Annotated in this window: 13 protein-coding genes; 9 read left to right on the plus strand and 4 right to left on the minus strand. The window is 55.7% G+C overall.

Annotated features, from left to right (window positions below; translation table 11 throughout):
- The first annotated feature begins 37 nt into the window (after nucleotides 1-37).
- The 7 genes from minD to ACZ5M3_RS03770 all read left to right on the plus strand — a co-directional run bounded on the left by minD (nucleotide 38) and on the right by ACZ5M3_RS03770 (nucleotide 7,813).
- Entirely contained in the window at nucleotides 38-775 is a 738-nt protein-coding gene (gene minD, locus ACZ5M3_RS03740; protein WP_297092739.1) for a cell division ATPase MinD, read from the plus strand.
- On the plus strand, nucleotides 772-1,515 hold the full coding sequence (locus ACZ5M3_RS03745) for an ATP/GTP-binding protein (protein WP_464840334.1): 744 nt from the start codon (nucleotides 772-774) through the stop codon (nucleotides 1,513-1,515). The genes minD and ACZ5M3_RS03745 overlap by 4 nt, the downstream gene beginning before the upstream one ends.
- 121 nt (nucleotides 1,516-1,636) lie before the next feature.
- Nucleotides 1,637-3,076, plus strand: coding sequence for an asparagine synthase (glutamine-hydrolyzing) (asnB, locus tag ACZ5M3_RS03750; protein WP_464840335.1), 1,440 nt, complete (start codon nucleotides 1,637-1,639; stop codon nucleotides 3,074-3,076).
- 143 nt (nucleotides 3,077-3,219) lie between these two features.
- Complete coding sequence (locus ACZ5M3_RS03755; RefSeq protein ID WP_464840336.1) at nucleotides 3,220-4,434, plus strand: cell wall-binding repeat-containing protein; 1,215 nt, start codon at nucleotides 3,220-3,222, stop codon at nucleotides 4,432-4,434.
- Between the two features lie 38 nt (nucleotides 4,435-4,472).
- On the plus strand, nucleotides 4,473-5,501 hold the full coding sequence (locus ACZ5M3_RS03760) for a glycosyltransferase family 4 protein (RefSeq protein WP_464840337.1): 1,029 nt from the start codon (nucleotides 4,473-4,475) through the stop codon (nucleotides 5,499-5,501).
- 41 nt (nucleotides 5,502-5,542) lie between these two features.
- Nucleotides 5,543-6,562: an L-threonylcarbamoyladenylate synthase gene (locus ACZ5M3_RS03765; RefSeq protein WP_464840338.1), complete on the plus strand. Its 1,020-nt coding sequence runs from the start codon at nucleotides 5,543-5,545 to the stop codon at nucleotides 6,560-6,562.
- A gap of 63 nt (nucleotides 6,563-6,625) precedes the next feature.
- The gene (locus ACZ5M3_RS03770; protein ID WP_464840339.1) at nucleotides 6,626-7,813 is read left to right on the plus strand and encodes a hypothetical protein; all 1,188 of its coding nucleotides are present in this window, start codon (nucleotides 6,626-6,628) and stop codon (nucleotides 7,811-7,813) included.
- A 15-nt stretch (nucleotides 7,814-7,828) separates the two neighbouring features.
- Here ACZ5M3_RS03770 and ACZ5M3_RS03775 read toward each other — a convergent pair whose 3' ends face one another.
- Entirely contained in the window at nucleotides 7,829-8,257 is a 429-nt protein-coding gene (locus ACZ5M3_RS03775) for a hypothetical protein (protein WP_297092748.1), read from the minus strand.
- A gap of 81 nt (nucleotides 8,258-8,338) precedes the next feature.
- On the opposite strand from ACZ5M3_RS03775, the gene ACZ5M3_RS03780 reads away from it, so the two are divergent.
- Nucleotides 8,339-9,043 carry a nucleotidyltransferase domain-containing protein gene (locus ACZ5M3_RS03780; RefSeq protein WP_464840340.1) on the plus strand — a complete coding sequence of 235 codons (705 nt, stop codon included), beginning with the start codon at nucleotides 8,339-8,341 and terminating at the stop codon, nucleotides 9,041-9,043.
- Between the two features lie 79 nt (nucleotides 9,044-9,122).
- Here the strand turns inward: ACZ5M3_RS03780 and serS are convergent, their stop codons facing one another.
- Together serS and ACZ5M3_RS03790 are read right to left on the minus strand one after the other, a co-directional pair.
- Nucleotides 9,123-10,490 (minus strand): serine--tRNA ligase, encoded by a 1,368-nt coding sequence (gene serS, locus ACZ5M3_RS03785; RefSeq protein WP_464840341.1) that lies wholly within the window; start codon nucleotides 10,488-10,490, stop codon nucleotides 9,123-9,125.
- 74 nt (nucleotides 10,491-10,564) lie between these two features.
- A complete protein-coding gene (locus ACZ5M3_RS03790) occupies nucleotides 10,565-11,767 on the minus strand; it encodes a molybdenum cofactor synthesis domain-containing protein (protein ID WP_464840342.1) in 1,203 nt (400 codons plus the stop codon).
- 441 nt (nucleotides 11,768-12,208) lie between these two features.
- Here ACZ5M3_RS03790 and ACZ5M3_RS03795 point away from each other — a divergent pair, with 441 nt between their 5' ends.
- Complete coding sequence (locus ACZ5M3_RS03795; RefSeq protein WP_464840343.1) at nucleotides 12,209-13,582, plus strand: ATP-binding protein; 1,374 nt, start codon at nucleotides 12,209-12,211, stop codon at nucleotides 13,580-13,582.
- A gap of 139 nt (nucleotides 13,583-13,721) precedes the next feature.
- On the opposite strand, the gene ACZ5M3_RS03800 is transcribed toward ACZ5M3_RS03795, so the two are convergent.
- Nucleotides 13,722-13,877, minus strand: coding sequence for a hypothetical protein (locus tag ACZ5M3_RS03800; RefSeq protein WP_464840344.1), 156 nt, complete (start codon nucleotides 13,875-13,877; stop codon nucleotides 13,722-13,724).
- Nucleotides 13,878-13,931: the final 54 nt, after the last annotated feature.

Below are 13,931 nucleotides of genomic sequence, written 5' to 3' on the forward strand. Positions count from 1 at the left end.
TCATAAAGGTTTAGCCGAAAAATAGATGGGTGGGACAATGGGTAGGCTGATCTCCATAGCCTCCGGCAAGGGGGGCACGGGAAAGACCACGACGACGGCTAACCTCTCAATCGCCCTTGGGAAAATAGGTTATCACGTTTGTGCCGTTGACGCTGACCTTACCATGGCCAACTTGAGCCTCGTCATGGGGATAGATGACGCATACACGACCCTTCACGATGTCCTTGCCGGGAGGGCTACAATAAGCGATGCCATATACGCAACCGCCTATGAGAACGTTCACCTAGTTCCCGCGTCGATAGACTGGGAGCACGTGATAAGGGCAGACCCCAGAAAGCTCCCTGAGACTATAAAAAAACTGAAGGATAAGTTCGATTTTGTTGTGATAGATTCCCCCGCGGGACTTCAGATGGACGCAATGAATGCAATGCTGAGCGGAGAGGAGGTTCTTCTCGTTACAAACCCCGAGATTTCCTGCGTTACCGACACTATGAAGGTTGGAATGGTTCTAAAAAGGGCGGGTCTTGCGATTCTGGGCTTTGTTCTCAACCGTTCGGGAAGGAGCGAGGCGGAAATCCCGCCGGAGGTGGCCGAAGAGGTCATGGAAATACCCCTCCTTGCCGTCATCCCGGAAGATCCGGCCGTCAGGGAGGCGACGCTCGAAGGCGTCCCTGTGGTGGAGTACAAACCTGAGTCCGAGGGTGCAAAGGCCTTCATGGAGCTGGCGGAGAGAATATCCAGAATATCTGGCCTCAAGGCCAGGGTGATGAGATGATAATAACCTTCGTGGGAACGGCAGGAAGCGGAAAGACCACCCTAACAGCCTCCTTCGGAAGATACCTTGAGGGAAACGGCTATTCAGTCGCCTATGTGAACCTCGATACCGGTGTAAAGAGACTGCCCTACAAGCCCGACGTCGATGTCAGGCAGGATGTAACCGCCTGGGACATAATGGAGGAAGGATATGGTCCCAACGGGGCAATAGCGGAAAGCTACGACCGGCTTCTCCCGGGTGTCTCCAGCTACGTCTCCAGGATATTGGAGCTGGAGAAGGGGAGCGATTACGTTCTCCTCGACACCCCCGGCCAGATGGAGACGTTTCTCTTCCACGAGTTCGGTGTCAGGCTGATGGAGAACCTCCCCGAACCGCTCACGGTGTATCTCTTCAGCCCGGACATACTGAGGAAACCGGCGGATTTTTGCTTCGTTCGATTCTTTGGCCTGATGATAGAACTGCGCCTAGGAACCACAACCGTTCCGGCCATGAGCAAGATCGACACCGTGGAGAGGCTTGAGGACTACCGGCGCTATCTTGACGACATGGAGTATCTGAGCACCAGGCTCAAGCTGGAACCCTCAATGCAGGGGCTCCTGGCGTACAGGATGTGTTCGGCCCTTCCGGAGCTGGCACCCCCCACGAGGATTCTCTACGTCTCAGCCAAGACCTGGGAGGGCTTTGACGACCTTGAGACCCTCGCCTACGAGCACTACTGCACCTGCGGCGACCTGACCTAGTTCAATCTCCCCAACAATTTCTGGGCGGACTTTCAGTTTCGGGTAAATGTTATGAAAACGCTTTCAAGGAATAAGGAAGAAGCCTTTTGGTGTCGTATGTCCAAGTTCCTACGGTGGGAGCATGTGCCTGATATCGGGAGGAATCGGTGAGAGTTTGAAGGACAGGTTCGTGAGGATGATAATAGCGGGAAAGCATAGGGGAGAGGACTCCTTCGGTGTCTGGACCGATGGAGGTGTGTTCAAATCCGATGACTTTTCACGCCTTTCAGAGATCCCCGACGGAAAGATAGGCCTCCTCCAGTGCAGGCTGGCAATGACGGGCTCCCTCGACTACACCCAGCCCTTCTACAACGACCTAGCCTTAGTCCACAACGGGGAGATATACAACCACGTCCACCTGAGAAACTACCTCGAAGGTAAGGGGGTCCCCTTCGAGACCGACGTTGACAGCGAGGTGATTCTGAGACTCATCGAGCACCTCCTTGAGAAGGGAGTGAACGTGTGGAGGGCCGTAAGAAAGGCAATGACGATGCTTGAAGGAGACTACGCGGTGGCTTTCAGCGATGGGAAGAGGATATACCTCTTCCGAGACCCGATAGGCGTTAGGCCGCTCTACTATTCGCCAAAGGGCTTCTTCGCCTCGGAAAAGAAAGTCCTATGGGCGATAGGTGAGGAAGCCGTACCTGTGGAGCCGGGTGAACTCGTCATAATCTCGCGTGGGGGCGCCGAGAGAAGAAGGCTCTTCACAATCACCGAACTCAGGAGAAACCTAACGCCGGAGAGGGCAAAGCGCGCGCTCATGAACGCTTTGGAGCACGCGGTCAGGGTCAGGACAGGAAAAAGAACGGGCATTCTATTCTCCGGAGGCCTGGACAGCTCGTTGATAGCCCTGCTGGCGTCTCGCTACTCCGACGTCGTTCTGTATACGGCAGGCGCCGAGGGCAGCCCCGACCTGGAATGGGCGAGAAAGGCCAGCGACCTCCTCGGGCTCCCGCTCAAGGAGTACGTCTTCGACATAGATGATGTCCGCGATGCTGTCCCAAGGACAATCTTCGCCATAGAGGATTCTAACCCGATGAACCTCGCGATAGGCATCCCTCTTTATTTCTCCACAAGGCTTGCAAGCGAAGACGGGTGCCGGCTTCTCCTGAGCGGTCAGGGGGCGGATGAGCTCTTTGGGGGCTACGCGAAGTACCTCACTAACCCCGCGCTGATGGAGAGGGACCTCCTTGAGATGGGGGAGAAGAACCTGGCAAGGGACGACAAGATAGCCATGCTCAACTCGGTCGAAGGGCGCGTGCCCTTCCTCGACCTGGCCGTCGTGTCAGCTGCGCTGGGAACGCCGATAGGCTCAAAGATCGAGAAGGGCACGAGGAAGGCCATCCTGCGGAAAGTGGCGGTTGAATTCGGCCTTCCAAAGGAGATAGCAGGACGTGAAAAGAAAGCCGCCCAGTACGGAAGCCATGCCCAGAAGCTCCTCGAAAAGCTGGCGAGGGGTGAAGGGCTCACCCTGAGCGAGTACGCCCAAAGAGTCTTTAACGAGGTCTTTAAACGTGAGTAAACGATTTTGAACGTCCGTTAATCTTCCCGGCATGAGGGGAGCTTTTCTGACCGTTTCTTCCCCTCCAAATCAAACGGGGGCAAACGATTGCGTGAAAAATGCTTAAATAAGGCTTTTCCCAACATAGAAGCAGGTGAAAAGGCGTGATATGGAAAAGGGGGCTTGTGATCCTCATCGGTTTCATGTTCATGCTCGGCGGGGTTCCCCTCGGACACGCAGGTGTGGGGGATATGAGGCTGGTCATCCTCGTGAGCGACAACGAGGCAGACATGGCCATAGCCCAGAACGTGGCCGACCTCCTGGGAGCCCAGCTGATAGTAAGCCCATGGGGGACGTATGACCCCGCGGCGAGCGCCGAAATCCTCAGCATTGACCCGGACAGGGTCATAATAATCGGCGGCCCTGTCGCCGTCCCCGAGGAATACACCGGAGACCTGGAGGAATTTGGAATCCCCTACGAGCGCTGGTACGGTGAGACCAGATACGAGACGAACCTAGTGGTTATACAGGCACTCAAAGACGAGTTCCCGGACGTTTTTGACGGGATAAAAACCGCGGTCATCGCCAACGGCCGCGATGCCCTTGCGATAGAGGGCTACCTTGAGGCCGTGAAGCTGAGGCCGTACGAGTTCAAGGGGAAGCCGATACTGATCCTCACTGACGAGGGAAGGGAGAACCTGACGATAGCTGCACTGAGACGGTTCAGCGGCATAACGGAGGTCAAGTACGCGGCCACTTATTCCGGCAGGGAAGAGCCGATGTTTCCCCTGAACAGGAAAGAACTGGAGAACTGGATGAGGTCCCACTTCCCCGGCTACGAGGAGGGAAGCCTTGCCCAATCCCCCACGAGGGACGAGGTATATCCACTTCTCATCAACGTCCAGAACAAAACCGGCCGCGCTGAACAGCTCCTTGATGGACTCCAGATACCTGCCGCGAGGAAGAAGCTCGAAGGCGCAAAGAGTGCCCTGAGTGCTGCATGGGACGCTTACAATTCGGGGGAATACTCCAGGGCATACCAGCTCGCCATGGTGGCCAGCTTCAACGCCGACTTCGTCATATCCAGGGCATACAGCGAGATGAGAACCGTGTACCAGGGCTCGGTAAAGATGCAGCTGGAGCTTGAGATACACCAGCTGGAGGTCATGGTCAGGGTCCTCAAAAGAAAGGGCTACGATGTGGGCGAGCTGGAGTCCCTCCTCTCCCAGGCCAGGGAGGCCCTCAGCAGGGGCGAATACTCCATCCTCCTCAACGACCTGATACCCCAGATCAAAAATGAAATGGCGATGCTAACGACCAAGAGAACAATGCCCAGAACACCAGGGATTCCGGGAGGACGGGACAGAGGAAGACCATAAGCCTTTTTAACGCCTCTTATCCATTTTCTCCGGTCACGATGAGGATTTTGATGGTAGGGCACTATCCACCCCACGGCGGGGGCGTTGCGAACCACCTGGACAGCCTCGTGAGGGAGCTGAGGAAGGGGCACGAGGTTCATGTTCTTACATACGGGCCCGTTAAACCGCGGAGCTTTGAGCGGGATCTCGTCCACCAGGTTCGCGTCCCTCCGGTCTATGGGTTCAGGGGGACGAGCTTCGCTTTTCTTGGTTCAAAGAAGATAGTCCAGCTTCATAGAGAGTTCGGGTTTGACCTTGTTCACGCCCACTTTGTTGGAACGACGAGCTTTGCAGGGGTTCTTGCAAAGGAAAAAACCGGGGTTCCCCTCGTCGTAACGGCGCACGGGAGCGACCTGGAGCACACGGCAAAACTGGCCCTCGGCAGGTTCTACGTGAAGAGAACACTGACCAGTGCCGACGCGGTTATAGCCGTCAGCCACTGGCTCGCCAAGAAGGCAGCGGCCCTCGGGGCGGGGAGGGTGAGGGTCATACCCAACGGTGTCAAACCGCTCATGGAAACCGACGGAAGGAAGGAGTACATCACATACATCGGTGCCCTCCGGGACTACAAGAGTCCGGAGACTTTCATAGAACTGGCACGGGTTCTATCGGAGGAGAGGTTCCTTGTGGTGGGTGATGGGCCTCTGAGGGGAAAGCTCCAAGCAGCAGCACCCCCGAATGTCGAGTTCACAGGCTACCGGTACGACGTGGACGCCATACTGTCCAGGAGCAAGTTGCTGGTTCTGCCTTCCAAGCGGGAGGGCTTTGGACTCGTCGTGCTTGAGGCCAACAGCCTCGGCGTTCCAGCGGTCGGCAGGCGTGTCAGCGCCATCCCCGAGCTTATACGGGAGGCTAAAAACGGTCTAACGTTCGGAAGCTTCGATGAGCTGGTTGATGCCGTGAAACTGCTCCTCGAACCCAAGTTCAACACCAAAGCAGGCCACGTGGGAAGGAGAATCGCGAGTGCATACTCCTGGAGCAGGATGGCCCGCGAGGTTGAGGAACTCTACGAGGAGGTTCTTGGGTAACGTTTTTAACGGCCTTCTCTCGGGGAATCCTTGGTGGGAGAATGACGGTAGTAATCAACATGCGGGACGGAGTTGACAAGGAGAAGATAAGAATAGCCGCGAGGTTCATACTGGAGGGAAAGCTCGTCGCGTTTCCGACCGAGACAGTCTACGGTCTCGGAGCCGATGCGCTCAACGAGGAAGCTGTTAGGAGGATATTCGAAGCAAAAGGCAGGCCCCCCGACAACCCGCTCATAGTCCACATAGCGGACTCCGGTGACCTCAGGAAGCTTGCGAGTGACGTCCCAAGGGAGGCAAGGCTCCTCGCCGAGAGGTTCTGGCCCGGCCCTCTGACGGTGGTCTTACCCAAAAGGGAGGAAGTTCCCTACGCTACCACTGGCGGCCTCGACACCGTTGCCGTCAGGATGCCCGCTCACCCGATAGCACTCGCTCTGATAAAGGCCAGCACCCCCATAGCGGCACCTTCGGCGAACATAAGCGGAAAGCCCAGTCCAACGCTGGCGGAGCACGTGATAGACGATTTTTATGGAAGGATAGAGTGCATAATCGACGGGGGTGAAACGAAGATCGGTGTCGAGTCCACGGTCATAGACCTGAGCTCAGAGCGACCGACCCTGCTGAGGCCCGGCGGCCTGCCGCTCGAGGAGGTGGAGAAGGTCATCGGCGAGGTCGAGATACACCCTGCAGTCAGAGGCAAGCTCGTGGACGTGGCCCGCTCCCCGGGCATGAAGTACAGGCACTACTCCCCCAACGCCCAGGTCATAGTCGTTGAGGGAAAGAGGGATAACGTGAGGAAGAAGATATCCGAGCTGGTCGAGGAGTACCGGGCAAAGGGCTTCCGCGTTGGGGTCATGGCAACCGAGGAGTACGCGGCCGATGAGTTCTTCTATCTAGGGAAGACTGAGGAGGAAGTCGCGAGGAACCTGTTCAGGGCCCTCAGAGAGCTTGACAAGAAGGGCGTTGACGTCATAATCGCCGAGGGAGTTGAAGAGAAGGGTCTCGGCTTTGCAGTCATGAACAGACTGAGAAAGGCAGCAGGGTACAGGATAGTCTGGGCATAGACAACGCTTAAATATCCCGAGTCCTTAACTTTAGCCAACAAGCCCGGACTTGAATCATGTGGGGTGAGGAATTTGCCAGCGAACATCGGACTAGAAGGGCCAGAAGAGCTCGAACAGCTCGCCTTCAAGAGGCTCAATGAAGGGAGAATCAAAGATGGCCTCAAATTGGTCCTTCGCGCCGCAAAGGGTTATGAGGGAGAAGGCAAAACCGAGGACGCGGCGAGACTGTATAAGTATCTCGGATACGTCCTTCTCAAAAAAACAAACGCCATTGATAAGGCCCGTCCATCCCTTCTCAAGAGTGCCTACCTGTATATCGACCTCATAGAGGGGGAGGTCTCCCGGGCGGAGGTTGACCTCGACCTCCTCGATGAATACTGCTCGAACGTTCTTGAAATCTTCATGACGCTTAACGATGAAAAGAACCTGATGAAGTATGCCGAGGAATTCGCGGCCATTTATGAGGATCTCGGCGATTCCTATCAGGACAACGATGACATTCCGATGGCGATAAGGGCGTATGAGTCAGCCTACCGCTATTACAAAATGATAGACGATATCGAGTCATACAGGAGGCTCGCCGAGACGTTGATAACCCTCTACGGCCAGGTCGCGGAGAGCAGGCTTGAGAAAGGCGATGCCCTCGGGGCCGCGGAAGCATTCTACCGGCTTGCAAGCTTCATCCGTGCCATATTCGGCTACGACATACACTTCATAGAGATGATGGACACCGCGGCCAAAAACTTCGAGAAGGCCAGCAAGATAGCCTACTCCCAGGGAGACCTGGACGGGACCACCACCTGCCTTGTAAGGGCCCAATACGCATACCTCCTCGCGAAGAACTTCAGCAGGGCCAAACTCATCGGCCTCAACACAGCGAGGATGCTCTACCAGATAGTTGGCTCGTACCGTGCCCAGGGAGACGATGAGATGGCCGCGGAGAAGCTGACGGAGCTCACGGAGGCCTTAATAGGAATGGGCAAGCTGAACGAGGCCATGGAAGCGTATAAGAGCGTCCTGGAGACCAAGAGCGACCTGAAGTTCCGCGTCAGGATACGCATTGCCATTCTCAAGCACTACGCCGCGACCACAGGCTCAGAGGACGTTCTTGCCGATATAGAGACCGTCGAGTACTACTTCAGCAAGAAGGCCTACCTGAGGGCACTTGAGCTGGCAGAAAACGCCATGCTCAGGGAGGGACTCAAAGAGGCCGCGAATAAAATCCACGGGGCCGAGGGAATATACCATTAATCAAAATAGAAAGAATCACTGGGGCTGGGGCTTGACCTCAACCCTCGGAAGCGGCACGTGGTAGGGCAGGCGCATCTCCTTGGCCATAAGCATGAGTATCGGCGAAACTTCCTTGGTTATGAAGTTGACGACCTCGGCAAAGGTCAGGGAGTCTATCTTTTTCTCCTCTTCCCACACGTTGAGTATCTCGTCCATTTTATCCTTCTGCGGGGGAATGTAGAGTATCACTCCCTCGATCGCACCCTGGGCGATCTTGGGGTTGTAATCAATCTCGTACCTGAAAAGTATCTCTATCCCGTTCATCTTCCCCGTGGGAGTGCGTATCTCCCCGAGGCGCATCTCTTTGACCTTGGGAGAGAGCCTGACTTCTATCTGGCCCTGGGGCACCGCGAGGGTAACCCTCTCAAGCTCTATCTTGGTTACGTTGAATCCAAGCACTGGCATCTCTTTCACCACCCAAAACTGGTTTCCGCTATATAAAACGCTATCGGTAGGACTTTAAACGTTCCGGTCAAGTTTAGCTCGATGGCAAGGGAAAAAGTTGTCCGCGTCTGGGACGAGAGGGAAATCGTCTACCCTCCAAAGCGGTGGCGCTACCTGTGGGAGAAGCGGGAGAAAGCGCTTGAGATTATGGAGAGGCTGGAGCAGTTCGACCCCCAGCTCTACGGCAGCGTTGCCAGGGGAGACGTCAGGCGGGACAGCGATATAGACATCTTCATCCCATACAGGGTGTCAAGCTACCTCATCGAGCTCGCCCTTGAGGGGCTGGTGAGCAGGAGGGAGATAGTCATGGCGACCCCGTGGCACCTCATCAAGGGCGTCATCGAGATAGACGAGGAAACGACGGTTACCTTTCCGCTGATCGACCCCACGGACAGGGAGCTTGAGTTCTACAGGTGGGGCGGAACCATAGACCTATGGGGCGTAAAGACCCGGCAGCGCGTCCCCGGTGTGAATAAGAAGCTGATACTCATAGTCCCCACCGAGAAGGGGCACATCGAGCGGGAAGTGATCGGAAGGGAGAGCGAGGTGGCGAAAACCCTGGGGGTGAGCATCGATATCGTCAGGGAGCGCGTCCACGTCCTGAGGAGGAGGGACAGCATCGGGAGAACCGGGATATACATAAACGAGGAGGTTCCGGACTGGATGAGCTTTGAGGAGGCCCTGAAGGTTATAGCCGACCGCGACCCGAACGTCAGGAGAAAGGTGAGGGAGAGGGGAGGGGTTTAACGGGCAGTATGCAGAACGGGCCTTTATAAATCACCGTACAACACACAGAACAAGAGGGAAGAAGAGGAACCTTCCGAAGTCAGTCCTGACAGCACCTCTCCTTCATGTGGGCCGGCAGAATCTCCTTGAAGCCCGTGTACTTCCAGAGTGCCCTCGGGAGCTTTACGACGCCTTCCTCAGTCTGGAAGTTCTCAAGTATCGCCACTATCGCCCTCGACGTCGCTATCGCTGTCGAGTTGAGGGTGTGGACGAAGCGCGGCTTCTCGTGGGTCTTGTCGCGGTAGCGGATGTTCAAGCGCCTCGCCTGCCACTCGGTGCAGTTGCTCGCACTGACGACCTCCCTGAACTTGCCCTGCCCGGCCATCCAGGCCTCGATGTCGTACTTCTTGGCGGCAACGTAGCCGAGGTCGCCGGTGCATATGTTGACAACCCTGTAGGGAATCTCAAGCTCCTGGAATATCTCCTCGGCGTTGGCTATGAGCTTCTCGTGCCACTCCCAGCTCTCCTCTGGCCTCGAATAGACGAACTGCTCGACCTTGTGGAACTGGTGGACGCGGAAGATTCCCTTCGTGTCCTTTCCTGCAGTCCCTGCCTCCTTCCTGAAGCACGGGCTTATTCCGACGTAGAGCAGCGGTAAGTCTTTCCCTTCGATTATCTCGTTGGCGTGCATTCCAGCGAGCGGGTGCTCGGCCGTCGGGATGAGGTAGAGGTCTTCCCCCTCTACCTTGTAGATGACGTCCTCGAAGTCGCCGAAGCTGGTGACGCCCTCCTCAACAAAGCGGCGCACCATGTAGGGCGGTATGACCGGGACGAAGCCCTTCTCGATGAGCTTGTCGAGGGCGAAGCGGAGCAGCGCCAAGTCGAGGATGACCAGTTCGTTCATGAGGTAGTAGAATCTCGAACCGCTGACCTTGGCGGCCCTCTCAAGGTCGGCACCGCGGAGGAGCTCGAGCATATCAACGTGAAGCCTCGGCCTCCAGTCAAGAACCTCGTAGTCCATCTTCCCGAGGCTCTGCTCCTTGAAGGTCTCAAGAAAGCCCTCCCAGACTCTCGCCTTACCCCAGAACCTTATCGGGACGTTTTCGGTGTCGTCTTTACCAATCGGAACGCTCTCGTGGGTTATGTTTGGCAGGCGCCAGAGGTAGTAGTCGATTCTCTTTCTGAGCTCCTCGACTTCCTTCTCAAGCTCCTCGATCTGCTTCACTATTTCATTGCTCCTCGCGAGGAGGTCGTCTATCGGCTCCCCGGCTTTCTTGCGCTTACCTATCTGAACGGCAAGCTGGTTGCGCTCCTTCCTGAGGGCGTTTATCCTCTTCAGGTTCTCGCGCCACTTCCTGTCGAGCTCCAGGATCTCGTCTATCCACTTGAGCTTTTCAAGCTCGCCGCGCTTTATGAGGTCGCCCTTGACGAGGTCGGGGTTTTCACGGATGAGCTTTATGTCCAGCATAGTCTTTCACCTGGGGAAAGAAGGTGAAGGAGTTTAAAAAAGGTTTTGATGGGGGATTTGGAGGGGCGACGAACTCAACCGAAAAATGTAACCTCAACCTCTTCGCCGGCCTGGAGTATCTCCACGTTCTCCGGCACCTCGATGAAGCCGTCGGCCTCTATGAAGCTCGTGACTGCCCCGCTCCCCTTGAGTATCGGCACCGCCCTATCGCCCTCCACCCTGACCGGCAGGAACTGACGTCTGCCCTTGACGGAAAAGACCTTGTGAGCAAGCTTTTTCCTGACCTTCCTGACCTCGCTCTCCCTTCCGAGGAGCTTTCTAAGGAGCGGTGCGACGAGGAGGGTGAAGTTCGTGAGACAGCTGGTCGGGTAGCCGGGCAACCCAAAGACGGGCTTTCCTTTGATCAGGCCGATTATCGTCGGCTTACCCGGCTGGATCGCTATGCCGTGGATTTTCACCTCCCCGAGCTCCTCGATTATCGAGCTGGTCAGATCCCTTATCCCACCGCTTGCGCCACCGCTGAGAAGGACCATGTCACAGCATTCAACGCCTCTAACTATGAGCTCCCTGAGGCTCTCGCGGTCGTCCCTCGCTATGCCAAGAAAGATTACCTCGCCGCCGAGCTCTCTAACGGCGTCCGTTATCGCCCTCCCGTTGATGTCGTATATCTGCCCGTATCTGAGTTCCTCACCCGGGGGGATTATCTCGTTTCCGGTGCTTATGACTGCCACCTTTGGCTTCCTGAAAACGGAAACTTCCGCTATTCCAACGGCCGAAAGGAGGGCGGTCTCCTTGAAGCCGAGCCGGGCTCCCCTCTTAAGGAGGAGCTTGCCCTTTTGTATGTCAGTTCCCGCTTTCATGACGCCCAGGGAGGGATAGGCGGGCTTGTATATGATGACCTCATCCCTTTCCCGGTCAACGTCCTCGAACTGTATGACCGCGTCTGCTCCCTCGGGCAGCGGTGCACCGGTGGAGATGTACACGGCTTCACCGGGCTTAAGTTCAATCGACGGGGCATCACCGGCGTTTATCTCGCCGATGACCTTGAGCCTCACCGGCTCGCTCTCGCTGGCCATGAACGTATCTTCAGCCCTGAGGGCGTAGCCGTCGACGGTAGCCCTGTCAAAGGGGGGAACGTCTATCGGAGAGACCACGTCCTCGGCCAGAACCCTGCTCAGGGCTTCGCCGAGGGGGACTTTTTCGACCTTCGGTTCGAGCGGAAACGAACTGATGACCTCGATCGCCTTCTCAAGCGGCACAACCTTAAGGAACGCCATGCTACCACCTGAAGAAGAGAAGGGGTGTTATCTATAAATGGATTGCGTAAGCTGGAGTGTTTACCTTTTCCGAAACCCTTGACGTTTATCCCCACAAAGATTATCCCTGTGAAGATAATGTTTGTGTTTTAAGTTCTGGTTCCTCTTTGTGAAGCCCAACCGCGGGAGGAGAGAGATCGGCACCTTCGAGATGGAGTGGAGGCCTTTAACACATGCGTTGGCTCTGCATTCGGGATGGTGTCGTTAGAGAAGGACTACCTGGGAGTTACCCACAGGCATGAAGCGGTCAGGGTGAAGCTGAGAGCGGTTGGCGAATAAAGCCGTTCCCGACGGAAATCTGTGCAGTGCACTGCACGATTTCTTGAGTTTTTGTGCACCATGAGTTTTTGAGTGCACAGTTCAGGCGTAAGGTTTAATAGTTTCAACACGATTAGACTAATCATGATGAAGCAATTCGTGAACAGAGAGGGCGAGCTTTTGGCCCTCGAAAGGATGTGGAAGAGCAGGAAAGCGGAGATGGTCATCATCTACGGAAGGAGAAGGGTGGGGAAGACTGCACTCGTTCTCCGGTTTCTGAAAGACAAGCCGTCCATATACTTCCTCGCCGATGAAAGGGGCGAGGAGAACCTGAGGGAGTTCAGGAGGAAGGTTGCGGAGTTTTTCAATGATCCAGTACTCGAGAGGTCGAACCTCGGTTGGCTTGAGCTTTTCGAGTACATAGGCAGAAAAGGCAGGAAGCTTGCCGTGGTCATAGACGAGCTTCCCTACATAGTCGAGCACGATAGATCGTTTCCCTCCATTCTCCAGAAGGCGTGGGATTTGTACCTCCAGGATTCCCCCGTGAAGCTGGTCCTGGTGGGCTCTTCCATAGGCATGATGGAGGAGCTCATGGGCTATAAAAGCCCGCTCTACGGCAGGAGAACGATGCAGATAGAGCTGAAGCCGCTAAAATTCTGGCACGTTAGAAACTTCCTTCCCTCGTACTCGAGGGAGGATTTGATGAGAGTCTACGGTGCCGTTGATGGTATTCCCCTCTATCTGAGACAGTTCCGAGACGATCTGGACTTCTGGGAGAATATCGAAAGCCTCATGCTCAGGAAGGAGAGCTTCCTCTATGCGGAGGCGGAGTTCCTTCTGAGGCAGGAGTTCAGGGAACCTGCTCGCTACTTCGCGATCCTGAGGGCGATATCCCTCGGAAAGACGAGGCACGGTGAAATAGTTGATCACACTGGTTTTGACAGGGGAATCGTGTCGAAGTACCTCGACAACCTGGTCCGGATTAGAGTTGTTAGGAAGGTCTATCCGGTGTTCGAGCCCGAGAAGAGGAGGAACATGAGGTACGAGATAGCAGACAATTACTACGCCTTCTGGTTCCGCTTTGTCTATCCCAACCGGGAGCTCGTCGAGAGGGAGATGCACGGGAAAGCGTTGGAGCTCATCAAGAGGGAGTACAACCACTACATGGGCTGGGTCTTTGAGAAGGCCTCCCTCGACCTTCTGTGGGGGAAGTTCGCCTTCGAACACGCCGGGAGATGGTGGAACAGAGGGGAGGAGATTGATGTTGTTGGAACTAAAGATGGAACCGCATACTTCTTTGAGGCGAAGTGGAAGGAGCTGAGCAGGAGGGAGGCCCGGGGAGTTTTGAGGGATTTGAAAAGAAAAGCTGAACTCGTAAAGAGCTTGAAGTCCCTGCCGAGGAGGTTCGGATTGATAGCGAAGAGTGTCGAGGGAAAGGAGGAACTGAGGGAAGAGGGCTGCCTCGTCTTTGACCTAGAGGACTTTGAAAGACTTGCCCCGGTTGAAGGCAAAGTTTGAAAAAGCCACCGGGAGAATTGCCGAGCTCTCCAGAGAGGGGCCAACCCCGGAGAACCTCCAAAAATCTGCCTCTATGCCTACGCCACCGAGCTGTAAAAACCGGCCGCTGGAAGAAGGTTGAAAAGCTCAGGGGGCTCTGCTACCACTCTTCCTCCTCTTCCCAGTCTTCCTCCTCCCACTCCTCTTCCCAGTCCTCGTCCTCCCAGTCCTCTTCGAGTTCCCACTCCACCTCTTCCTCGAAGAGCTCTTCCTCCCCAAACTCCTCGACCTTCTTCTTTTTCTTAGGAGGCTGCATCCCGATCCCCCTTTCTACTTGCCAATAATTGCTTATAAACTTTTTTCCACAGAA

The sequence above is a fragment of the Thermococcus coalescens genome (genome assembly GCF_055392585.1).